Origin of the sequence: Sphingobium xenophagum NBRC 107872, assembly GCF_000367345.1 — a bacterium.
Lineage (GTDB): Bacteria > Pseudomonadota > Alphaproteobacteria > Sphingomonadales > Sphingomonadaceae > Sphingobium > Sphingobium xenophagum.
Window position 1 is genome coordinate 13,669 of the sequence record NZ_BARE01000047.1, and the last position, 21,392, is coordinate 35,060.

Consider the following 21,392-nt stretch of genomic DNA (forward strand, 5'->3'; position numbering starts at 1 on the left):
CACGTTACGGGTCAACAGCTGCCGACTTTTCGCGGCGAAGGTCAGGCTGGGCGCAGCCCCCTTACTATGACGCTGGCGGTCTTTATGGTCATAGCAGGTGCAGCGCTCGCATATATGGCGAATGTCTTCGGGTAGATTTACTCTCAGCTTGAGCGCTTCGCGACATGCAGATGGTCCCGAGCCGGATTGTCGGGGAACCGCTCAAAGTCCACAGAGTATGATGAGCCGAGGCGTTGCTGCACGCGCTCTGCCCATTGCTCTCCCTGCTCATCCGAAATGTTGTTGCCCCTGAAGTCGAGCGCACGGTTGGCATAGTGCGCAGACCCAGCCACATGCTGGGTACTGTCGTTGCCAGATGTTACGACCGGCCTAGGCAAGCCAAGCTCCCGCGCCTCGTCGGCAACGACTCCCATTGCTGGAACGAGATCGCCATCCATGCGACTGAGGCGTGCGCCATTCTTCACACCAAGTCCGAGTTCGCGCGCTAGCCTCGCTCCATCGACCGGTCCGTCGGGAGCCTTCAGAAGCGTTCCTCCTTCCAAGGGGGAAGTTACGAGAGCCGACGAGCTGCCAGAAGGTGGCAGTGCAACACTGCCTGGCATGCCTAGCTCGGCATTGCTGCCAAGCGCACCCTTGCCAGCAATATCGGCTACGTCCGCCAGTTCGTCGATGCGCCGATTGCGCAAATCACTCATCAGGTCATCCATGATGTAGCTGATGGCCTGATCGCGCCTTGCGAGATCGCGGTAGTCGAGGCGCGGGTTCGAGATGTCGGGAAGATGCCATTCGGGATGTTCCCGCTGAAGGGTCTCGTAGCGATCCTGGATCAGGTTAGACATGTCGCTCGACACCTGGAATCCATGGCTCTCCGCGTAGCTGGCTTCGGACATCATCCTGCCGCCAATCTCTCGGTAGCGCGCCGCAGCCGCGCGCCGCTCGTCGGCCTCGGCTATCCGCCAATCTGTGCCATCGGTTGTTGTGCGTGATTGGCTGGCGTCAGAATATTCCGAGTTCTGGCTGAATGTGCCCGACGATTGCACATCGCCGCTGTTGCCACTGACCACGACCCGGCTGCCCACATCCTCGGACTTGTCCGTCCCGCGCGTGACCTGGTTGGTGGCGGAGCGCTCGGAGTTTGCGCTCGCATTGTCTCCGGTCTCCTTTCGGCCCGACAGTGCCGCTGACATCGAGGCAGACACACCACTCCCGATCGCACCTTCAAGCGGCGTTCCGATTGTGCCTGTGCCCGTAAGCGACGCACTTGTGCCGAAGGTCCTCGCCGAAAAATTCCCGCTCGAACGGCTGTTGCCCTGCCGCAGGATCAGATCGTCATTCGTGACTTCGCGCGTGGACTTGCCCGACGAGCCCTCGACCATGACATTGCCGCCGACATTATGCGTGTCTGAAGAACGCGCCCCGCGCTCGCTGCGCGATCCGCTGACCTCGCTGCTGGCGGCGACTGCGCTGCCGAATGTTCCGCGCGAACTGCTCCAGGTCGCCGAGGTGCCGTTCTCGATCCGCTCGGCCTCGTTCATGTACCACTGGCCCTGGTTCCTGAGATCGCTGGCGTAGCCGCGCGTCATCGACGCCTTGAACGGCAGCTGCGAGATGGCCCCGCTGCTGTCGATCACCGTGTGGCCCTCGCCGTACTGATGGTACATGCGGCCATCATCGCCCCGGAATCCTGAATGGGCGGCCCCGGCCATGAGGTTGGGCGCCTGGTTCCACTGCGTCATCTGGCGGTTGTTCGCATTGAGATTGCCATGGCTGACATCACCGAAGGCATAGTTGCCAGTGGTTCGTTCGAGCGCAGCCGCGTCGGCCGATCCCTGCGCGGGGGCGAGCATCGAGCCCATGTTGGATGCGACCGACATCGTGCCACGCATCACCATGAGCGCAAGCACCGGCACCGACATCATCAGGAACCCCGCCATGGTGGCGACGTCCTGATTGACGGCATCGATCCCGGCCCAGTTCACGAGGCTCACCCCGCCCGCAGCGGCCGCATTGGTCTGCGCAGCAAGGCGGTCCATGATGAACATGTGAATGAGGACGTAGATCGGTCCCCAGGCGGCAAGGTAGAAGAACCCAGCAAAATAGCCCTTGAGCGTCGCGATGCCGCTGCGCGGAAACAGCAGCAGCGGGAAAACGATCGGAAACAGCGCGTAGAACACCACCGTCAGCACCACGTTCAGCACCGGGATCCAGATCAGCCCCTGCTCGGCCGCAGTCGTCATCGCATTGCGGGTCTGGGCGTCGGCACGCTGGAGCGCGAAGGAATCGCTGTCGGCATTGCCGAAGTCGAGCTGGGCGGCTTCGAAAGCATCGACCATGCTCTTCTGCTTGAAGAACTGGTTGCGGGTCATGGCGCTGCCGGTGAGCAGCTGCGAGACCACCGGAACATCGGCGGCGAGCTTTGCACCGGCGGCGGCCTGGGTAAGCTTGGGGTACATCGAATGCGCGAAAGGCAGCGCATAGGCATTGATCTCGGTGTCCCACTGCGCATCGATCAGGCCCCAGGCCTCGGCGCAGGTCTTGCCCTCGATATCGACCGTCCCTCCCCCGGTATCGGTCAGATACTTCATGCCGCGGTTGGTGGCGGCACCCACCCCAAGGTCGGCCCAGAGATCGGTCGACTCGCTGAGCAGCTTCAAGCTCTTGGTGCCGAGCAGGATGTCGTAATAGGCGCACTGCTTGAGGTAGCCGTCCAAGTTGGCCTTGAACACGGGATTGCGGATCTCGAACCCGCGCACCTTGTCCCACATCCGCGCGCCATAGACGAAGCCCCCGTTCGAGTAATTGAGAGCGGCCGGCATGACGAAGACCGTCTCAGCGGTGCGGGTGAAGTAGTCGCTCACCTGGCTGGTGAACGAGGCCATGACGCCGAGCCCGATCGGCACATTGGCGACAGTTGCGGGCGCGAGGCCCGGATTGATGCGGTCGGTGACCTTGATCGTGACCGTCGGCACCATGAGCACGAGGTAGATCAGCGTCGACTGGATGAACCAGCGGAACCATGCGCGCCAGTCGAGGTCCATCGCGGTGATGAGGAGCGCGTAGATCAGCCCCATCACCATGACGACCCGGATCAACGACTTGAACCCGCCCGAGCCGGTCCAGGCGGCGATGGCGTTGAAGGTATTGACGAGATAGTCGCCGCCGCCGACCGTAAAGACCTCGAGCATCCGCCAGCGCCCCTTACTGGACCTGTTGGTTCAAGGTGCGCGAGAAGCGCAGCGCCGCCGACATCTGCGGGCTCAATTGCGTGCGCAGGGTCTTCTCCAGCATCTGTGTGCGCTGGATCAACGCAAAGGTCTGGTCGAACCGGTCAGAGGTGCGCGCCGCGATCCCGAGGAAGTTGCGGCGGGTTTCGTAAAGCCCCTCACGCCATTCGCGCAAGCTATCCGCGTCCGCCCCGTTGAAGTCGGACCGCGAATTGATTGCCATGTCGATGAACCGCATGGTCATTGTGGTGACCAGATCGACCGCAACGATTTCGGAAAGGTCGTTGATCTCCTGGGCAGAGATTCCGAATTCTGCGGCCGCGCTCACGGTGATGATCTTGTAGACCGGCACACTCGCCATACCGAGCAGCTGGACCTCGCCCGTCGTCAGCGAGGCTCCGGGGTCGCGCACCTTGAGGGCCATGGACTCGATGAGCGCGCGCACCTTGGTCTTGATCGCCGCGTTGGGCCCGATCACCATGTCGATCTCGCTGGGGCTCATGCACTTGCTGGTATCCGAGCCGCAGCTCCAGACCTTGTGCGGCGTCGATGACGTGCCATCGAGCATGGCGCTGATCAGCGCGCTATCCGCCGGGCCGATGAACTGGACGCGCGGTTTGCCGCCAGTGCCATTGGGGTCGTAGATCACTGTGCCGACCAGCGTCATCAGGAACTCGCGGAACTGGGCATCGAACCCGCCGTATTTCTTGCCCAAAGCCTCCCAGGTGTAGTTGTTGGGCATCCCGGCCTGTTCGCGCATGTCCGGGTCGGAATTTGCGCCCTTCAGGGCCTCGCGCTGGCCGCCGTTGTTGCACTGCTGGCGCGCCTTGGCCCAGTCGGCAACCGCGCCCTGGCTGTTGGCGATCGCCTCGCAGATCACCGAGGAGGCGGTGTCGGAAGTCGGCCACAGCCCGCCCACCAGCGCCTGCGCGGTCTCGCAGCTCGAGATGTTCATCTGGTTCATCTGCTGCACCTTCTGGGCAAGCTCATCCATGACCTTGCCGATCTCGGGCGAGATCGTGTCGATGGCGAGCTTGAAGGCGAAGCCGAGCGCGTTGTTGGCGGTGGCCTTGAGCATGGCCACGAGTTCGGCGGTGTTGATGAACGAGAACGAGCCGGCGAACAGGTCGATGCCGCCGCAGCCGGCGCGTGCATGCGGCAACTGGATATTGAAGGGCTGGATGTTCTTTTGCGGAAACCGCGACCAGACCGCCCCGCCCGAATAGTAGCCCGCTGACTGGCCTTGGTAGGCGCTGGGACCCGTGACGTTCCCCTGCACGCCCATGTCGGACATGAAGCTCTGCATCTCACCCTCGACCCCGGCGAGTGCCGGGGCCGGCGATGCGAGAACGATCGAGCCGGCGAGCAGGGAGCTGAGCACCCGCGCCGAGACGCCGGCAAACCGGGGCTGAAGCTTGATTGCGCAGCGGTGGGAGGAACGAGAATTGCGCATCAGTAGTCACTCCCGGCGGCAACCTGGGTCAGCTGGAACACCCGGTCCATGATCTCGTCCTGGCTGAGGATGCCGTAGCCGATCGGCATGGGCTGCTTGGTCACGCTGTCGAACAGGACGAGCGCGGGCACTTGCCGGTCGGTGCCCATGCCCAGGCGCTCGTATTGACCGGTATCGACCATGTAGCCGGGGAAGACCGCCGAAGGGCCGCCGTCCATCGAGACGGCGAGCACCGAGAGCCCGTATTTGTCGCTGACGGCTTTGAGGATCGGCGAGAAGATGTCGCAGGCCCCGCAGCTCGAGGCGTAGAAGTAGAACACTCCGTAGCGCTGCGAGAGCTGGGCCATGACCAGGTCGCGGTCGCCCTTGCGCTGGTCAATCCACGCCCGCTTGCCGAGCGTCGAAACCGGGCGCTGCAATGTGTAGTCGAGCCCTGGATCCTGCCACAGTGCGCGCTGCCAGACGTCGGCGAACATCGAGGAACGGTCGAGCTGCTCGCGCTGGAAGCGGACATAGGCAGTGACGTTCTCGGGGCTCGGCTCGAGGATCGCGCGCGCTTTCAGCTCCTCGAGACTGGAGCTTATCGCGGCCAAACGATCCCGCGCGGACGCTTGCGGTACGGCAGTGGTCCGCGGCGTCTCCTTCGGCTTTTCGCAGTAGAACCAGGTGCCGAGCCTGCGCTCCTTGCAATACAGCGCGTCTTCCTGCTGTTCGACTTCAACGCCGTCGCCGTTCCGGTCAGCCGCAATCGCCAGAGTGGTGGGTGCTGCCAGCAGAGCGGCCAGCACCGCGAGCGATATTCGTGGACGCTGGAGCATCATCAGGACCTTTCGAATTCTTCGACGCAGCACTTGTGAACGGCGGCATCCGAGTGTGCCGGGCCGCCAGCCAACATGCGCATGTAGGCGACATGGCAGCTGCGCATGATCTTGATCCCCGCGCTCCTGATCGCGTAAACTCCCTCGGTGTGGCGCGCCCAGCCCAGCCCAGCCACCACGTGCAGCGTTCGCTTGAGGCCACCGGGAGGAAGCGGCGCGTCAAGCCAGGTTGATACCTCGCGTGCGACCTCGGCAGAGGTCGAAGGTCCGCGGCGGCACAAAGCCAAGACGACGAAGAATTCGGACAGGGTCATGTTGGGCCAAAGCAGGCTGCCGCCGACCTCAAACGCACGCACGTCGCCGGGAGGCTGCTTCTCGAATTTTTTGGTCATGACGATCTCCTCACGGCTTGTGCGCGGCGTAATAGTCGGCGATTTTCTGCTGGATCTGGACGAGGGCTGCGGCTTCGTCGGGGAGCTTCGCGGCTTCCATGAAGTCGGCGTAGACCTCGGAAAAATCCATCGCAGCAAGATCGAGCTGCTGGAACTCGAAAATAGAGAAGCCTTCGCAGGTTTCGGTCTTGGGCTTGCCCCAGGGCTTGCCGATCTGCGGGCGGCCCTGCTCCTGGAGGATGCGGCTGATCTTCGACTGGAAGCAGCAGTAGACGTCCTTCTTGGTGACGCAGATGCCAAGAAAGCTCGATGAGCAATAAGTGCCGACTTTGTGGCAGAGCCCGGCATCGTCCTTTTCGTCGAGCAGCTTCTCGGCCGAGGAGCACAACCAGGGGGTCAGGAGCGGAATGCCCTTGCCCGAACAGCAGTTCGACAGCCCGAAGACCTTGTGGGAGCAGCTCTCTCGCGTGCCGCGAAACAGCGTGAGGGCGGCTTCATCGAACTCGGCATTGGCCTGGCCAAGCGCGTTCAGGGCAACGACAGCATCCTTGAACTCGTCGGAAGCCTCGCGCTCAACGGCCTCGCATTCGCCGTTGACGCAGTAGACGTCGCCGCCGCAAATATACTGGGTAGGTTCCTGGACCGTGCCCGGGATCGGGCAGGTGTAGACGCGCTCGAGCACGTCGCAGGCGCCATCGCTGCGCGGCGGATCGTCGAGGCATATTTCGCGGGTTTGCGAGCAGCCTGCCGTGGCCTCGAGCGTCCCGCAATCGTTACCGCCGCCGACCACGGTCTGGCATTGGTAGGTCTCGGTCATTTCCCAGCAGGGCCGGGTGACTGCCACGCCGCTGATGACCCGCGTCTCGTTTACCGCAGTGCATTGCTCGCTGGCATAGGTGCACGAGCCAAGGTCGATGGCGCAGGCGTTGTCGGTCCAGGTCTCGACGAACCATTTCGAGATCGAGCTTTCCGCCGTCATCCCCGCAACATTTGCGGTGCAGACGTAGACTTCCTCGGGCACGGCGGGCTCAAGGCAATAGAGCGAGCCGCCGCCGAAAGGATCGCCGATGAAGTCCCAGGTCTTGCAAAGTGAGCGCTCAGCTAGGCCAGCTGCGGTGGCGCTGGTGGCCGTGCAACTGGCATTCGAGCCAATCGAGCCGCATTGCTGGAGGCCAGTCAGGTATTGCAGCGGCGTGCCGGTGACGGGATCGAAGGTCAGGGCAGCAGCGATCCCCTCGCGGTTGCAGCGATAGACATTGCTCACGACCTGAAATGCGCCCGCAGGCGGCGGCTTTGGCAGCGTGCCCATGAGGTAGGCGCCCGGATCGCTGACCGGGCTGTCGCAGTCGTAATAATCGACCGTCAGGCCATATTCGGGTACCGGATAGCTCGCGGTCTTGTGGCACATGGCATTGCCGGCGAGCGATGCGCAGCCATCGAAACCGGCAGCTGTAACGCAAAGATACTGGTAAAGGGTGTCGTTCCATTCAGCGACTGCCAGGCTGCGGGTGCAGGTCCGTGGCTGCTCCACCACGCTTGAACCCACATGACAGGTCCATTCGGCGGTATTGGCTGCGCCCGAGCCCGGCGGCAGCGGCGTGCAGGATCCGGTCGAACCATCGGCGCTCATGCCGTCCAGATAGGCGTTCGGATCTGCCTCGATTGCGGTGGCGCGAGAAAGATCGCCGCGGGTGATATCGACCGTCGGCCGCGTTGTGGAATTGGCGGTCTGGTAGGCCTCGCTGTTCCAGCCCGCCACCGCGCCATCGCTCTGCATGGCTTCGGAGTTGGTGTAATAGCTCGTCTGGCCCGGATAGGTGTCCTGATAGCCTGGAATCTGCCCGGCTGCGCCCGGAGCCTGGGTCAGTCCTTCGTAGGCTCCGCGCAGCGTGCTTCCAAGCCCACGCGCCTCGGCCTTGGCCTCGTCCGCTGTCATCGTCACAGGCGCGGAAGGGGGCGGCGGTGCGGGCGGCGCGATGCCAGGGTCGATCGCGGACGGCAGGACAGGCAGATCTTCGATCAGGTCGTCGGGCGGCGGGATATAGACCTGCGCGCTTGCTGGCACGGCGGTGAGGACCGCGCCAAAGAGCAGCAGTGCTGGCGTGAGCCAGGACCTGACCCGCCGCGGGAGGGAGTGCGCGCGCATATCAGTCCCGCTTCCGCAAGTTGGCGAGCGCGACACCGGCGACACCGGCGCCTGGCCCGCGCGCCGAAGCAAAGCTCTCGAGTGCGTATTCGACCGTGACGTTGCCCGCCATGCGGTCATGGTCAGGGGCTGCGCTCGAACAATCGAACCCGTCGCACAGCTCGTATGCGCGGCCCGTCACCACGAAGGTCGGCGCGGCGGTGACCTTGAATGCGCGAAACAGCCGAGGGTCGATCGCGATGTGGGCTTCCTGCGCCTGATCAGTGACCACGCGCTTCAAACCTTCGACAAAGGCCTTGGTGCTGCCGTGCGGAAATCCCCGAAACACGACCACACCCCCGGCCTTTGTCGTGTCGCGGATCAGGGCACTCAGGCTTGCCTGCGGCATCGACAGGCTGGCAAAGACCGTGAACAGCGGCCCCTCGCCCATGGGTGCGCGCGTGTTGGCGGCAGCGCCGCTCAGCAGTTCGTCGAAGTCCACTGGCCCCGCCGGACCCTTGGGTAGACTGGCGGGATCGAGTTCGGAAACCGCCTTCAGGCCTTCATCCCTCAGTTCTTCGGCCTCGGCCCGGTGCGCCTCGCCCCTGCCCGCCACTTCGTCGACGAAGGCTTGCGCCTCCTTCACTTGCTCGGTCCCGCGCGTCTTGATCGCGCCGAGATCGAGGTCGCCGACTGTCTGGGCGAGCGCCGCCGAGACTGCGGCAAGTGCAAGGAAGCCCGCCATACCGGCAAGCGTGGGCCGGGGCAGCTTCCGGATCATGGCGCGCGCGCTCCTCACAGCATGCAACAGTTGCGCTTGCGCCAGACGAGGTAGCCAAAGTCCTCGCCCTTCACCGGGAAGGACTTGCCGGTGTGCGGAATGATCGTGGTCGCGCCGATGGGTGCGCAGGCGTAGCGGCCCTTCACTGTCGAGATGGGATTGGTCATCTGCAGCCGGTATTGCTGCTTGCGCATCACCGACATCAGGTACTTGTGGCACAGCGCCTTCGAACCCATCGTCCCCCAGGCGAGCGCCTGGCGGTGAACCTTGTAGAGCATGCGTTCGGCGACGAGCCGCGAGGCCTGGACCTGGGTCACATGGGCCGGGACATGACCGTTCAGCGGGTACATCGAACCGTTGCAACCCGCGCACCAGAACATCTGGTCGATCGGCAGTTTCGCGGTGGAAGCCACGCAATCCGCAGCGCAGGCCGCCGCGGCAATCGGATTGGCGAAAAGCGCGACTTCAGGATTGAGGATCGAGGTCAGCGCCGAATCCTGCCACAGCGGATCGAGCTCGGTCACATAGGCGACGTCGAAAGTGGTCTGCTCGAAACAGAGGAAATCGGTGAGGATCTCCATCCAGTAGAGCAGCGGGTAGATGTAGTAGTGCGACTGCCACTGCGAGCTGTTCTGGGTCTTACCGCCGACCTGGCTGCGCCCCTGGACATGGCCGTTGCCGATATCGAAGCCCGGGTTGAGGCTGATCCCGCCAAGATTGGGGAAGCACCAGGCCTTGTTGGTCACATCGATCAGCCGCACCGGCTCCCAGAACCCGACCGAAATGCCGATGCGCGGAATGGGCGAGCCGCAGGCACAGAGCGGAAAGGTCGGGTTCTTGGGGTCGGGCCGCGAGCCCTTCCAGATCGAGAGGCCGCCGATCGACAGCGGAAACAGGCACGACCAGCAGACATCGGTGATCGGATTGACGAACTTGCCGTGGCAGGTGACCGATGGCGCGCGGGCGGGGCTTGGGCCTGCGAAGACCATGGCCAGGACGGCGAGCGTCATGACGAAGACTTTGCGCAGCGCCTTCATGCCCCCTCCCCCCTCTCCAAGGATTCGTCCGCGCGGATCTTGGCCCGGAAGTAGAACAGGCCATGGATCGGCGCGGCGAGACACAGCGCGGCCGCGACGAGCGCACCTTTCGGGCCAAGCAGCGCGAGGAGCGCTTGCAGTCCGAGCACCGCGCCCGCGAGGCTGGCGCAGAGCGCCATCCAGACAAGCCGCATGATCCTGAGCCCGCGCGTCTCGGGCGCAGCCCCTGGGGTCAGCACGGCGATGAGCAGAGGGTGCTTCATGTCGCTGGCCCTCCCCTGGGACCTGGCGCCGCTCGCACCAGCGGGATTTCGGCGACCTTGAGAGCATCGCCGGACTGGCTCACCACAGCGGGCGTATGGCGGATGCCGAAGCGGGCGACGAGCATGCCGCCCTGGTCGAAATAGAGCCGGCGCTGGCGGGGCTTCATCTCATCGAAGGGCGAGCCCGAGACAAAGACAATCTTGGCCTTGAGATCGCTCCAGCTGCGCAACGCCCAGTCTACTTCGGCGGCATTGTTTCCGTCGACGAACACCAGGTCCTGGCGCAGCTGCACCAAACCCAGCGGATTGACCTTGGTGCCGCGCGCGGCGATCAGGTTGCCGTTGGTGTCATGAATGTCGTCTTCGGTGACCACCGAGGGATCGAACAGCCATTCGCGCCGCACTGTCGCTGCCGAGAGCCCTTCGACCGGTTTGGGCCGCCGCACGCTGGCTACCGCCTGGTTTTGCATCTGGCGCTGGAGCGCCGCGATCCCGCCCGAGGCCTCGAGCGCGCGCAGCTTAGCCTCGATCGTGGTCAGAAGATCGGTCTCGATGATCGGAAAGGTATCGCCCATCTGACCGTGGTCGGCTGCTTGCAAATGTGCGGCGATCGGCCATCCGGTCATGGCAGCAAGGCAGGCGCCGAGGGCGAAGAGGCGGGCCCTGGTCACAGGATCGCGTCCCCGGTGCCGATGATGCGGGCCCAGCAGACAAAACCGATGTCGGCATAACGGCTGTCGAGACCGTCACTATGCGCCGTGCCAAGGTAGTAGCAGTGTTCCGGGATTCGCCCGGTGGGGCCCGGGACGAGCACCTCGCCGCGCCTGGTACGGGGTTTGAGCCGGGCAACTTCCGCCCCGTTGATCAAGACCGCATTGCCCTCGCGGGTGACGAGATCGCCGGGCATGCCGTAAACCCGCTTGGCGAACGGCGGCGATTTCTGCCCGAAATGCGCGGTGATGATCGGGGTCACCGGCGGCGTGAACACGACAAAATCGCCCCGCTGAGGTCGGCGGTGCTTGTCGATGAAGAACGCCCAGTTGGGCAGCGATTCGGTGGTATTGATCAGGATTGCGTGCTCGTCCCGCCACGCGGCCAGCGCCGAGCTGCCCGCCAGCAGGCAGGCTAGCCCGCCAATAGCGAGCCAGCGGTGCATTGGCCGCCTGAGCTCAGTAACCGGGGCCACGGCCCTGCCCCCCTGCCTGCGCGGCTTGCGGCGCTGCTGGCCCCGCCATCGCCGAGCGCATCGCGCCCATCACATCGTTCACAGCCTGGTTGGGATTGGGTGCGGCCGGCTGCGGCATGCGGACCTTGGTGTAGACTTCTTTGCGCAGGCTCGCGGTGATGTCGGGAACATTGCCGGCGAGCACCGCCTCACCGACCAGCACGATCTGGCCTCGCTGCCCACGCGCCTCGAGGTTGCGCTGGATTTCGGCCATGAAAGCCCGGGTCTCGGCGGTGACCTGCTCGGGCGGCGTTGCCGAGCGTGCCTGGGCCTGGACATATTCGCCGACTATGCCTGAGAGCTGGACCCGCGTGATTGGCGGTATCGCCTCATCGGCCAGCAGGTTCTTGGTGACCCAGGCGCCCCAGAGGCCGGCGGCAACGAGGCCGCCAACCAGCGCCACCGGCATCCAGCCCATCCTGCGCGGCGGCGCGGTAGGGCTGACATCGGCTTGACCTGCGGGGGTCTGCAGCCCAGACTTGTCCTCGAACAGGGGGCCGTCGCCGGCCGCTGCCGCATCACCGGATGCGAGCCTATTCCTGGCCATCGGCCTTCTCCTTTATCTGGTTCACAAGATCGGTGAGCGCGCGGCGACGGAAAAAGCCCACGACGACAAACAGCCCTGCGCTCCACGCCCAGAACAGTGCGCGGAACCCATCCTGGCGTTCGGCCCCGGCCGCGACGTAGCGCGCGGCCAGGTTGCTGAGATGAAGCATGGTGCCCGCGAAAGTGAACTGGCCGAGCACCGCGAAGAATGCCGCCCAGAGGCCGATCACACAGGCCGCAGTGACGGTCAGCCATCCCGAAAGGCGCAGTGCGGCATAGCAGGCGTCCTGGAACCTGCTCGGGGCTGGCCTTGGCAGGCGGCGAGGCGCGCTCATGCTCATTCGGCGGCTGCCATGAATTCGCCCTCATGAAAATCGGGCGCACCGGGCGCGGGCGGCACAAAATCGGGAAAGGCGACGCGCTCGATCGCGTCGGGCAGCGCCATGCCGCCCTTCACCAGTTCTTCGATCTTCGAGAACACGCGCGGGCTCGAGGAATAGAGCGTCGCCGAATAGGGATCGAGCACCAGGCGTCCGACCGCGAGCGTCTCTGGCCCCTTGATCAGCACGTCGGAGTATTCGGTGCCGCTCCGCTTCAGCGAACGCAGCAGGGTTTCGGTATAACGGTCCATCTCGAAGCGCTGGTGCTTGGCAAGGTCGCTCACCGTCTCTTCCTTCTGCTGGAGCACGACTGACCAGTCGGAATTCTCGAGCGCGGCGAGCGAACCTTCGGACTTGTAGAAGTCATTGAGCGACTGCGTCGCGGTGATGAGCGAACCGCCATATTTGCGGCAGGTGCGCGCATAGGTCTCGATCGCCTGGCCCATCTGTCCGCCGCCCAGGAGCTGCCAGGCCTCGTCGATCATCGTCAGCTTGGGCACCGAGCGGTCGAGATCGCGCATGACCCGCAGGGTGAGAAACATGAGTGCGGTGAGCGCGACCGAGCGCAGTTCGGGCTTGGACGACAGGTCCGACAGCTCGAACACCGTGAGTCCGGCGGAAAGGTCGATCGAGCAGGCGCCTTCGAAGAAGCGACCGTAAGTCCCGCCAGTAAGGAACGGCGCCATGGCATCGGCAAGATCGCCGGCGAACGGCGAGGAGAGGCCGCGCAAGGCGGCCGCGACATCGTCAATCGTCCCTTCACGCTGTTTGGTGCGCCAGACCGCGCTCACCGCGGAATCGATGAGGCCGCGCTCGGTATCAGACAGGCGATCCTGCTGGCGGGCCATCTGGCCGACAATGGCTTTGAGCATCGCGAGGCATTCGACTTCGTAGTCCTCGCCGTCCTCGTCGCTGGTCAGTGCGGTGACATCGATCATGTCGAAGGGATTGAGCGAGAAGCCCGAAGAGAGCTTGAACTCGACAAAGGCCCCGCCGAAGGCCTTGGCCATATGTTCGAACGAGCGTCCGTCGTCGATAACGATGACCTTGGCGCCTGCCCCCGACATTGCCGCGCAGACATCCTGCAGGAACACCGACTTGCCCGACCCCGACTTGCCGAAAACCGCGACATTGTGGTTGCCGGCCGCGTTCTGGAACGGTGACCAGAAGAAGGGCTGGCCGCGCCTGCCGATGAGCAGCACATGCGGGATAAGCCCGCCCATATGCTCGCCCTGGAGCGGCGCGATCGAGGCGGCGGTAGTCGTCAGCATGGTCTTGAAGCGCTTCATGCGCCGCAGGTCCGCCGAAAGGCCGTTGGGAAACGAAAGCGGCATGGCCGCGAGCAATCCCATGACCTGCAGATAGCGCTCGTCGATGAGGTCCCACCCGGCCCCCTTGTAGACCGACTTCACCATGCGCTCGTTGATGTCGCCCTTGCCGAGCGGCGAGAGTGCGCCGACGCCGTAGTAGGCCTGGCACAGCTTGCGGCCCTGGCGGATCTGTCCTTGAACGTACTGCCATTCGTCGCGCTGCTCGGAGAGCTGGGGGAGAAAACGCGCCGATCTGCTGTCGGCCAGGCTCGTCGTGCGCATGACCTTGAGCCCGGTGCGCGAGGCGACCGCTTCATCGTCCTGGAAGGACAGCCCGAGCACGGTCATGACGTTGCAGCCAAAGCGCAGCTTGTCGTTGACCATGTCGCCGATGATCTTCTGGACGTCCCACGGCGCCCATTGCTTGGGCAGGTGACGCACCGCGAAAAAGCGCCAGTCGAAGGTATCGGGGACGACCTCGCCGATCACCGGGGCGCCGTCGATCTCCTCGCCGGTGGGGCGGAAGCGCTCGGTCTTGAGTACGATCCGGTCGGGCGTGACCTGGGTTTCGAGGTCGCGGCGGATGCACTGCACGTTGATCGGATCGAGCTCGGAATAGTGTTCGGGCCGATCGGCGTTGTCGACCGAAGGGCAGAGGAAATCGTCGAGGAAGGCGATGAGCTCAACGGGCCCCATATCGCGCGCCGGGATCGAGAGCGCCTGGCAGGTGCCCATCAGGCTGTCGCGCACAGTCGAAAGCATGTCTGCGCCGATCGGGCTTCGCAGCGAAGCGCCCACGCTCAGGATCACCCGATGCGAGCGCACGAAGAAGGGCGCGTCCTTGGAGATCGACATCCACGCCCCGCGCCGCAGCCAGCGCGCGCGGTGCATTGCCGCGCGCCCATAGACGCCCTTGGCAACCACCCGCGGCATGACCCAGTCGGCGATGCGCTCCCCGATCGACGGGCTTTGCCAGTGGATCAGCTGGATCTCGCAGCCCGACGGCACGGCATCGGAGAGGAACTGCGTCAGGATCTCGCCGCTGCGCTCGTCCGCCCCCACCATCGGGGCGAACTCGAGGATGAAACCGACAGACTCGGTGTTGATGAACATGCGGCTCTTGGCGTCGAAGCTGCGGTATGGGAGCCAGTTCGACAGCATCGGTGCGCCGAGCAGCGGGCGCTGCGCCTCGGGATGCGCCGCGTCGCCGAAAATCAGGGTGAGAAAGCTGTCCCAGAAGCTGCGGGCGGCCATGACGGGCCTACTCCTCGATCTTGCCGGAAAAACCGGCGGGCGGGTTGGCGACCTTGGGGGCAGGCGGGACCTGGCTTTGTGCCGCGCCTTGTGCCGCAGGTTGCGAGGCGGCCGGTTCTGCCGACCTTTCTAGTGGCGGCGATTGAACCGTGCCGACGCTGCCCGACGCCTTGGGGACCCGCGCAAGCTGCGCCTGGACTTCGGACTTGATGGCATCGACCGGCGACGCTGCGCGTCGCTCGGTGCCCCTTGCCCGGGCTTCGGCAACGAGCCTCGGGTCGGGCGGCCCGCCTTGTACCTGCGAGGCGACCAGAGCCTGGGTGGGGGCGTCCCTGAACTCCTGAGCGGTGTCATTCATCCCCGGCATTGGCGCAGTCATGGTGCCGGCCAGCGATGCAGGGATCGCAGCTGCGGCATCGCCGCGGCCCGCGAGCTGATCACCCGCATTGGGCTCGCCCGAGGACAACTGCATCCAGCCTCCCTGGTCGGCGACGGTATGGACAATGCGCGGTTCGTGCAGGTTGCCCGCACCATCGACAAAGGCGGGGAACACAACTTTCAGGACCCGGCGCTCGCGGTGGACGAGGCCTTCGCTGGCGGCCGCCAAGCGTCCGCGTCCGGCAGGTGCGAGGGCTGCGACTGAGGCTGGCCTCCGCGCCGATGGCTGAAAGTAAGGCCCGGCCGGACTCATTGGCCGTGCGTTCTGGATAACGGAAAGCGCCTGGTCATCGATCACGGTCGAGGGCGCGCAGGTGCCGCCCGGCGCATTGCACGAAAAACTGCCCTTGATGTTGCTGCCCAGGAAGGTGGTGCAGGCCGCCATCTGCGTCGCGGCAAGGCCAAGAACGGCGGCGCCCGCGACTTTCGAGCGCGGCGAAGCCTTGCGCCGGGCCGCCAGCGCGCCGAGCTTTCCGGCAAGCCGCCAGAAGGCGTGGGCAGCCTCGAGTGACATCGAAAGCGCCGACAGGCTCGCAAAGCCAGAGGATCGGCGCCAGGCACGCCGGCGCAAGTGACCGAGTTCCTGGGGCGCGAGGTCCCTGCCAGTGGCAGGGCTAAAGGCGGCGCGGATATCGGTCCACAGGGCGGTGGCTTCTGCGAGGCTCAGCCGCACATCGGGGATCGTCACTTGCCCGCGCGAGCGACGTCTGGCGGCGCGCTGGAATCCCGCAAACTGCAGCGCCGACAGCGAGGTCACGAGCGCGCTCCCTTGAGCCAGGTGATCAGGAATTCCTTCGGGCGGAACCCTTCGATCACTGCGCCGTCCGAGCGGACGATCACCGGGGTTCCGGCAATGCCGTTCTCGCGCGCGAAGCGTTCGTTGGCATCGAGCGGCGAGGTGTCGCAGGCGCGGGTGTCGGCGATCGGCTCACCCGCATAGGCAGCCTTGACCGCGCGGAGGCGGTCGCGCGCGCAGAACACCTGGTTGGCGAGATCACGACTGCCGAGCACCGAGATCGGCCGCTCGATCACCCGCACGTTGAGGCTCTCGAGCACGCCTGAAAGCGCGCGGCAGTAGCCGCAGCGAAAGTCGCTGAAGACGGTGACGGTCTGACCCGATGGATTTCCCCAGACGATGCCGCCGGCCTCGGGCAGTGCGGCCAGGGACATCGTCCGGGGGGCCGCCTGCGCGGCAGCTGTGTTCACACCGCGCCTTGGCGCTTCGACAGCTTCGGCCTCACGCCGGCTGCCTGCTGCACCGCCCACCAGCAGATCGGGATTGACCTCGAGCAGGCGCACAGCGGTCAGGTCCTGGCGGGTCTGCATGTCGTAGACCCGCCCGATCATCAGGTAGCGTGCCGTCTTGTCGACGTAGAACAGCTGCGAGCCTGCGGTCACTTCACAGACCCCGTCGACCACCTGGCAGTTGACGCGGGAGACCTGCGTGCGCGGCAGGCGCTCCTTGAGCAGGGCTGCGACTGACGTATCCTGCGGCGATGGCCCGGCGGGAGCGCGCTCGCTTGCTTGCGCCCAGACCAGCGATGCCCCGCTGCCCAACGTCACGGCGGCAAGCGCCCAGCCTATTTGGCGCAGATGTCCTCGTTCAAGCTTCATGCGTTTACTCCTCACCCGCTGATGAACACGCCTTCGAGGAAGACGATTTCGACATCGATCCCGGTCGGCATCTCGATCACAGGCTGATACTGCTCGGCCCGCTCGATCAGGTACTTGGAGACCATGTCGGCCGAGGTCGCGACGCCCTCGCCGAGGCCGCCTTCGAGGATCTCGCCCGCCCCGAGTTTCGGGCGCTGGCCGTTGACCGAGACATTGGTGCCGGTCATCAGCGAACTGGTGTTGGCCGAAAACCCGCGCCCGAACCCGCCAGCGAGCCCGGCGAGAAACGCCTGGCCGACAAGCGCGCCTTCGCGGCTCACCACCCTGCCCCGCACCCCGGTCTTGCCGCCGAAGGCGATAAAGCCCTTGACGTCGGAGACCGCGTAGCGCCCGCCCGGCTGCGGGCAGGTCATGCGCTGGAGTTTGACGTAGACCTTTTCCGAGGAGAGGTCGGCGCGGGCCGCACCGTTGACGAGGCAGCCGGCGATATTGGTCGTGAGCAGCCGCCCGTTTTCGTAGACAGAGCGCGCCGGTCCGGTAATCCGCAGCACGACCGGCAAGGGATCAGTCTGGCTCTCGACCCCCGCAATGGCATCGACCCCGACGATCACCTTGGCGACCGCGATCGAATTGGGCGGCAGATAATTTGCGCTGTCGGTAAAGACCGTATTGCCCTTGGGCACCGGTGTGCCGGTCCCACTCGCGCCTTCACTGAACGAAACCAGGCTCACTTCGCTGCCGCGCATCACTGGAAGGCCGGCTGCTGAGGCCGCCGCCTGTCCGGCGGGTGTCGTGGGCAGAGGTCCGCCAACCCGCGGTGCGCCGGCCACCTGGTAGCTTGGCGGGCTGGTGCGTCCGTAAAGCGCGTTCGGTCCAGCGCTCGCACCAACCGGCGATTGGCGCGCGGCATTCAGCGCTGCGCGCAGCTGTTCGTTTTCCGACTGGTAGGCCGACAATACGCGTTCGGTATCGGAGGAAATGGCCCCGCCCTGGCCTCCGCCAGCACCTTGTGCAGCTGCCAATTGCTGTTCGAGATGGTCGGCGCGCTCGGCCCGGGAGGCGAGTGCGCGCATGTTGTTGTTCATCGACATCATCTGCGCTTCGGACTGCGCGCGCCACTCCTTCTCGGCCATGTTCTTGTTGACCAGTTCGTCGACCGAGACGCCTTCGGCGGCTTGCCTGACCTCGGCATCGCTCGCCTTGCCGCTATCGTCGAAGATATAGAGCGAGCCCGCTACCAGCGCTGCGGCGCCTGCTGAACCGAGCAGCAGCATCTGCTTTTTCCGGGTCACCTCGTTGGCGGCGATGGCATCGCCGAGCGGCGAGGCATCGTCGCCCCCGCCAGCATCGAGCGCCTTGGGTACTTTGCGGAAAATCCTGCGCAGATCCATCACCGGCCTCCATTTGCCTGAATGAGGTAGACGGCCGTTTCCTGGCCTGCGGCGAGCTCGCTTACCGGCGTCATGAAGGCGACGGCGCCGCGCGCAGCGAGCATGTTCTCATTGAGCACCTGGGCATCGCGACCAGAGTTGCGCACGCGCAGGATCAGGCCCTTGAGGTCCGCGCCGCGGTATTCGCCGACCTGCTGGACCTCGAGTTTGCCGACCGTGACCGGCTCGAGCAACGACTGACGGATGTCGAAACCGTCCAGCACCTCGCTGCGGTACATGGCCTGGGCAAGCCGCACCGCCGCGTCTTCGGGCGAGGACCGCACCTCCCAGTCGCGTGCCTGCTCGGCCTTGATCGCGGCATTGGCGATGAACACCTGCTCGGCGTCGCTCCCTCGCACCTGGCAGACGAACTTGTAGACGAAGCCCTTGCGGGTCGTGCCGAAGAACGAAAGGTTTGGCCGAACGAAGCCATCGGGCACCGAGATATAGATGTCACCGCGCACCGGCTCGTTGACGACCTTGAAGTCTTCGCTGGGGATTCCGGTCGTGATCTTCGACACCGAGGCAAACTGGTCGCCCGCGAGACTGATCCGGGTGAGGTCCTTGGCCGAGGCCACGCAACTCACCGTGCCATTGTCGGCAGCCATCACATTCTGGTCGGCGAGCGCCGGCGATGCCAGGCACAGCGCGCCGAGACAAATGAGTGCCGCTCCCAGCGGTCGTCCGGAAACGGCATGGGGCCGTCCCGCCAACGCTGCGCCTGCCCCAATCGCGCCCCATCCCAGCCCTGCCATCATGGCTGCTCCCCCTTCTTGTCGTTTTCGGTAATCCGGCCGAACCCGGCGAGCTTCAGCGACACGCCCGAGTAGCTCCACACAAAGCGGAAGGTGCGCGCCTCGGCTGTCACTTCCTTCGATCCGACGACAGTGTGGAGCGTGCCGTTCACGTCGCTCGTGAGCGCGTCCGGATCGACGCTCAGCTTCTGGATCGTGAAGTATTGCGAGACGTTCGAACCGCTCTGCTCGCCCACCACTTTCATCAGCTCGGCCTTCATCCGGCCGTGCGTCCTGGGATCGGTTATGCTGAGGATCGAATCCATCCAGTACTGGAGGTTCGACGGCGAGCGGTTCAATGTCAGCAGCGCCGCATCGCGCGTCACCAGCTCGAGGTAATCCTTGTCGACATGGCTCGATGTCAGCGTCAGCGGCCGCGCCAGAACGGGCTGCAGCACCACTTCGCGGTCGCGCTTCAATGCGGTGAGCGTCAGCATCACCGAGACGCCGAACAGGACCAGGCAGGAACTCGCCAGCAGGTTGCGCTGCTTCAGCAGCCGCTGCGATTGCTGGTGCGTGATCGAGAGGTCCATATCAGCCCGCCATCAGTCGAAGATGCGAGGGCGGCGTTGCCTTCAGCCCCATGAAGGCACCCGGCAGGTACCAGTAGGCCGTATGAATGATCCACGAAACGGCACGTCCCGCCTTCAACTTGCGCAATCCCCACCAGGCCAGCACGCTTGAAATGAGCCCAATCAGAATATGTTGAGACAGGACGCCCCAGGCGAATGGCAGGATCATCGCGAGGAATTCATCGAGCGTCCAAAAGCCGATGAGCTCGGGATCATCGAGATGCGCCGGGACCGTGTATCTGTTCATGAGGCAGCACCGCCCTCCAGCCTGTCCGCTCTGTGCCCGCTGAGGCCAGGGCGGATCGGCAAACCCGGATCAGACCGTCGCGGTGACGGCGGCGGTGACGATCGGCACGCCCGTGCCCGCGCCGACACCGACGCCGACCGGAATTGCGACCTGGCCGAGGCTGAAGCGGCCTGAGGCGAGACCGACGATGCCGCCAGCAAGCGACAGCACGGTGATGATCTTGCCACCCGAGCCCTCAAGGAAGCCGGTGAAGCTGGAAAGCGCGGTGTTGAAGGTCGTGTCGGCACCCGCCATCGCGACTTCGCTGCCGAAAAGTGCGGCAACCGCGACCACGGCTGCTGCCTGCACAAGCGGCGCCCCTTTTCCTTTGAACTTGTCTTGCATCGCATCGTTCCCTTTCTCGAAACCGCCTCCGTCAATCAGGGGCATCTCGAAAGAACAGGTCTGCACACCGCTCAGCAATTAACGATTGGTTTCTTGTGATCCGCGAATCGAAACATTTTCCGATTACAGATTCATTGTTGGCGTTGTTTGCCGGATCGGGAAATTAAGGGTTCTACATTGTGAATACCGGGTATCCCCGAACGAGATCGCGATACCCGAACAATGTGATTGGCATTACCGGAACGGGAAACTGGCCCGGCGAATCGCCTGCCCTAAAGGTCCGATTCGTAAAATTAACGATTCGGGGGCATTATGGTGGGAACAATGGAAAACCGGGCGCGAACTGAATGGCCAGTGGCACACGCAACATCCGGATGCTCATAAACCAGGATTGCTTCGCCTTCCTGGCCGATGCCATGTGCGAATATTCCAAGAAAACAACGAAATTTCAGAGCCTTCGTTCGACGGTACAGCATGCCTGCGTGAGCACCAAATCGCTCGCACTGGAGCGCGAGGATCTCGAACGTTTTATTGCCGAACATACATTCGACGGCAAGATCAGGGTCTGGCTCGAGGTAAAGCCAGACTGGCTCGCCGACTATGACGCGATCCGCCGAAAAATCGCGCAGATCAGCGGAAAACCAGTGCAGGACAAGGCGGTCATACCGTTCGTAGTCCACCTTGCGCAGGCCAGGGGCCTCTTTTGAACCATTTCGGATTGTACAAGGCAAACAACACGTTCACGTCTTGACACTCTATGGCATCCCATAGACCAATCGGCTCGGGAGGGACGAGCCATGCCGCATCGCACTGTGACACCCGAGACCGTGTTCCGGCCGAGGCCTGCCTCGACGAATGACTCGGTTTTCTCTTTCGGCGGAATATCACCGAGGCTTAGCGAGCAAGAGCAATACAAACGCCTGATTGACGACCAGGCTGCGAAGCAGAGCGTGCCGTTAGCGCATTTGGCCGACCGCCTCGTTATGGGGCGCCCCCGACTGCACAAGGTCATCCGGAAGAACCTGGCGCTCAAAGATGACCTCCGGGACCGGCTGTTCGAGGCACTCGGAATTGATTGCGTGCGAGCAAAGTTCTGCGTTGCTTT

General features: G+C 64.4%; 21 protein-coding genes and 1 pseudogene. 2 read left to right on the forward strand and 20 right to left on the reverse strand.

The genetic code is table 11. The features are described 5' to 3' along the window. Positions 1-143: 143 nt before the first annotated feature. From SX1_RS17745 to SX1_RS17840, 20 genes are all read right to left on the reverse strand, one after another. The gene (locus SX1_RS17745) at positions 144-3,185 is read right to left on the reverse strand and encodes a conjugal transfer protein TraG N-terminal domain-containing protein (protein WP_019054085.1); all 3,042 of its coding nucleotides are present in this window, start codon (positions 3,183-3,185) and stop codon (positions 144-146) included. 13 nt (positions 3,186-3,198) lie between these two features. Then, on the reverse strand, positions 3,199-4,677 hold the full coding sequence (locus SX1_RS17750) for a conjugal transfer protein TraH (RefSeq protein ID WP_019054086.1): 1,479 nt from the start codon (positions 4,675-4,677) through the stop codon (positions 3,199-3,201). Next, positions 4,677-5,498 (reverse strand): conjugal transfer protein TraF, encoded by an 822-nt coding sequence (gene traF / locus SX1_RS17755; RefSeq protein WP_019054087.1) that lies wholly within the window; start codon positions 5,496-5,498, stop codon positions 4,677-4,679. Before traF ends, SX1_RS17750 begins: the two co-directional genes overlap by 1 nt. Next, the gene (locus SX1_RS17760) at positions 5,498-5,887 is read right to left on the reverse strand and encodes a hypothetical protein (RefSeq protein WP_019054088.1); all 390 of its coding nucleotides are present in this window, start codon (positions 5,885-5,887) and stop codon (positions 5,498-5,500) included. The genes traF and SX1_RS17760 overlap by 1 nt, the downstream gene beginning before the upstream one ends. Positions 5,888-5,897: 10 nt before the next feature. Further along, the gene (locus SX1_RS17765) at positions 5,898-8,033 is read right to left on the reverse strand and encodes a conjugal transfer protein TraN (protein WP_019054089.1); all 2,136 of its coding nucleotides are present in this window, start codon (positions 8,031-8,033) and stop codon (positions 5,898-5,900) included. Between the two features lies 1 nt (position 8,034). Next, entirely contained in the window at positions 8,035-8,793 is a 759-nt protein-coding gene (trbC, locus tag SX1_RS17770; protein ID WP_019054090.1) for a type-F conjugative transfer system pilin assembly protein TrbC, read from the reverse strand. Between the two features lie 14 nt (positions 8,794-8,807). Beyond that, positions 8,808-9,830, reverse strand: a complete 1,023-nt coding sequence (gene traU, locus SX1_RS17775; protein ID WP_019054091.1) for a conjugal transfer pilus assembly protein TraU — start codon at positions 9,828-9,830, stop codon at positions 8,808-8,810. Then, entirely contained in the window at positions 9,827-10,093 is a 267-nt protein-coding gene (locus SX1_RS17780; RefSeq protein ID WP_019054092.1) for a hypothetical protein, read from the reverse strand. The genes traU and SX1_RS17780 overlap by 4 nt, the downstream gene beginning before the upstream one ends. Continuing rightward, on the reverse strand, positions 10,090-10,764 hold the full coding sequence (gene traW / locus SX1_RS17785) for a type-F conjugative transfer system protein TraW (protein WP_255209788.1): 675 nt from the start codon (positions 10,762-10,764) through the stop codon (positions 10,090-10,092). Before traW ends, SX1_RS17780 begins: the two co-directional genes overlap by 4 nt. Then, positions 10,761-11,249 carry a S26 family signal peptidase gene (locus SX1_RS17790; RefSeq protein ID WP_019054094.1) on the reverse strand — a complete coding sequence of 163 codons (489 nt, stop codon included), beginning with the start codon at positions 11,247-11,249 and terminating at the stop codon, positions 10,761-10,763. The genes traW and SX1_RS17790 overlap by 4 nt, the downstream gene beginning before the upstream one ends. Positions 11,250-11,262: 13 nt before the next feature. After that, positions 11,263-11,865 (reverse strand): type-F conjugative transfer system protein TrbI, encoded by a 603-nt coding sequence (locus SX1_RS17795; RefSeq protein ID WP_019054095.1) that lies wholly within the window; start codon positions 11,863-11,865, stop codon positions 11,263-11,265. Continuing rightward, the gene (locus SX1_RS23550; RefSeq protein WP_019054096.1) at positions 11,852-12,205 is read right to left on the reverse strand and encodes a hypothetical protein; all 354 of its coding nucleotides are present in this window, start codon (positions 12,203-12,205) and stop codon (positions 11,852-11,854) included. The genes SX1_RS17795 and SX1_RS23550 overlap by 14 nt, the downstream gene beginning before the upstream one ends. Next, positions 12,202-14,808 (reverse strand): type IV secretion system protein TraC, encoded by a 2,607-nt coding sequence (gene traC / locus SX1_RS17805; RefSeq protein WP_019054097.1) that lies wholly within the window; start codon positions 14,806-14,808, stop codon positions 12,202-12,204. The genes SX1_RS23550 and traC overlap by 4 nt, the downstream gene beginning before the upstream one ends. Positions 14,809-14,815: 7 nt before the next feature. Beyond that, positions 14,816-16,003, reverse strand: a complete 1,188-nt coding sequence (locus tag SX1_RS17810) for a hypothetical protein (protein ID WP_019054098.1) — start codon at positions 16,001-16,003, stop codon at positions 14,816-14,818. After that, positions 16,000-16,860, reverse strand: coding sequence for a DsbC family protein (locus SX1_RS17815; RefSeq protein ID WP_019054099.1), 861 nt, complete (start codon positions 16,858-16,860; stop codon positions 16,000-16,002). The genes SX1_RS17810 and SX1_RS17815 overlap by 4 nt, the downstream gene beginning before the upstream one ends. A gap of 11 nt (positions 16,861-16,871) precedes the next feature. After that, entirely contained in the window at positions 16,872-18,251 is a 1,380-nt protein-coding gene (locus SX1_RS17820; RefSeq protein WP_019054100.1) for a TraB/TrbI/VirB10 family type IV secretion system protein, read from the reverse strand. Then, the gene (locus tag SX1_RS17825; protein ID WP_019054101.1) at positions 18,251-19,045 is read right to left on the reverse strand and encodes a type-F conjugative transfer system secretin TraK; all 795 of its coding nucleotides are present in this window, start codon (positions 19,043-19,045) and stop codon (positions 18,251-18,253) included. The genes SX1_RS17820 and SX1_RS17825 overlap by 1 nt, the downstream gene beginning before the upstream one ends. Then, a complete protein-coding gene (locus SX1_RS17830) occupies positions 19,045-19,617 on the reverse strand; it encodes a type IV conjugative transfer system protein TraE (RefSeq protein WP_019054102.1) in 573 nt (190 codons plus the stop codon). The genes SX1_RS17825 and SX1_RS17830 overlap by 1 nt, the downstream gene beginning before the upstream one ends. Before the next feature lies 1 nt (position 19,618). After that, entirely contained in the window at positions 19,619-19,903 is a 285-nt protein-coding gene (traL, locus tag SX1_RS17835; RefSeq protein WP_019054103.1) for a type IV conjugative transfer system protein TraL, read from the reverse strand. 69 nt (positions 19,904-19,972) lie between these two features. Then, positions 19,973-20,287 carry a hypothetical protein gene (locus SX1_RS17840; RefSeq protein ID WP_026149895.1) on the reverse strand — a complete coding sequence of 105 codons (315 nt, stop codon included), beginning with the start codon at positions 20,285-20,287 and terminating at the stop codon, positions 19,973-19,975. A 347-nt stretch (positions 20,288-20,634) separates the two neighbouring features. Between SX1_RS17840 and SX1_RS17845 the strand changes: the two genes are divergently transcribed. Together SX1_RS17845 and SX1_RS24680 are read left to right on the forward strand one after the other, a co-directional pair. Next, the gene (locus tag SX1_RS17845; RefSeq protein WP_019054105.1) at positions 20,635-20,994 is read left to right on the forward strand and encodes a hypothetical protein; all 360 of its coding nucleotides are present in this window, start codon (positions 20,635-20,637) and stop codon (positions 20,992-20,994) included. A 90-nt stretch (positions 20,995-21,084) separates the two neighbouring features. After that, positions 21,085-21,392, forward strand: a pseudogene (locus SX1_RS24680) (hypothetical protein); the annotation flags it as partial.

Bases quoted from the DNA above. Each gene is read 5' to 3' on its own strand.
- traC (WP_019054097.1), bottom strand. From the start codon at position 14,808: ATGGCCGCCCGCAGCTTCTGGGACAGCTTTCTCACCCTGATTTTCGGC.
- SX1_RS17790 (WP_019054094.1), bottom strand. From the start codon at position 11,249: ATGCACCGCTGGCTCGCTATTGGCGGGCTAGCCTGCCTGCTGGCGGGC.
- traL (WP_019054103.1), bottom strand. From the start codon at position 19,903: ATGAACAGATACACGGTCCCGGCGCATCTCGATGATCCCGAGCTCATC.
- SX1_RS17820 (WP_019054100.1), bottom strand. From the start codon at position 18,251: ATGGATCTGCGCAGGATTTTCCGCAAAGTACCCAAGGCGCTCGATGCT.
- SX1_RS17765 (WP_019054089.1), bottom strand. From the start codon at position 8,033: ATGCGCGCGCACTCCCTCCCGCGGCGGGTCAGGTCCTGGCTCACGCCA.
- SX1_RS17780 (WP_019054092.1), bottom strand. From the start codon at position 10,093: ATGAAGCACCCTCTGCTCATCGCCGTGCTGACCCCAGGGGCTGCGCCC.
- SX1_RS17760 (WP_019054088.1), bottom strand. From the start codon at position 5,887: ATGACCAAAAAATTCGAGAAGCAGCCTCCCGGCGACGTGCGTGCGTTT.
- trbC (WP_019054090.1), bottom strand. From the start codon at position 8,793: ATGATCCGGAAGCTGCCCCGGCCCACGCTTGCCGGTATGGCGGGCTTC.
- traF (WP_019054087.1), bottom strand. From the start codon at position 5,498: ATGATGCTCCAGCGTCCACGAATATCGCTCGCGGTGCTGGCCGCTCTG.
- SX1_RS17830 (WP_019054102.1), bottom strand. From the start codon at position 19,617: ATGGACCTCTCGATCACGCACCAGCAATCGCAGCGGCTGCTGAAGCAG.
- SX1_RS17825 (WP_019054101.1), bottom strand. From the start codon at position 19,045: ATGGCAGGGCTGGGATGGGGCGCGATTGGGGCAGGCGCAGCGTTGGCG.
- SX1_RS17815 (WP_019054099.1), bottom strand. From the start codon at position 16,860: ATGAAGCTTGAACGAGGACATCTGCGCCAAATAGGCTGGGCGCTTGCC.
- SX1_RS23550 (WP_019054096.1), bottom strand. From the start codon at position 12,205: ATGAGCATGAGCGCGCCTCGCCGCCTGCCAAGGCCAGCCCCGAGCAGG.
- traU (WP_019054091.1), bottom strand. From the start codon at position 9,830: ATGAAGGCGCTGCGCAAAGTCTTCGTCATGACGCTCGCCGTCCTGGCC.
- SX1_RS17795 (WP_019054095.1), bottom strand. From the start codon at position 11,865: ATGGCCAGGAATAGGCTCGCATCCGGTGATGCGGCAGCGGCCGGCGAC.
- SX1_RS17845 (WP_019054105.1), top strand. From the start codon at position 20,635: ATGGCCAGTGGCACACGCAACATCCGGATGCTCATAAACCAGGATTGC.
- SX1_RS17745 (WP_019054085.1), bottom strand. From the start codon at position 3,185: ATGCTCGAGGTCTTTACGGTCGGCGGCGGCGACTATCTCGTCAATACC.
- SX1_RS17840 (WP_026149895.1), bottom strand. From the start codon at position 20,287: ATGCAAGACAAGTTCAAAGGAAAAGGGGCGCCGCTTGTGCAGGCAGCA.
- SX1_RS17750 (WP_019054086.1), bottom strand. From the start codon at position 4,677: ATGCGCAATTCTCGTTCCTCCCACCGCTGCGCAATCAAGCTTCAGCCC.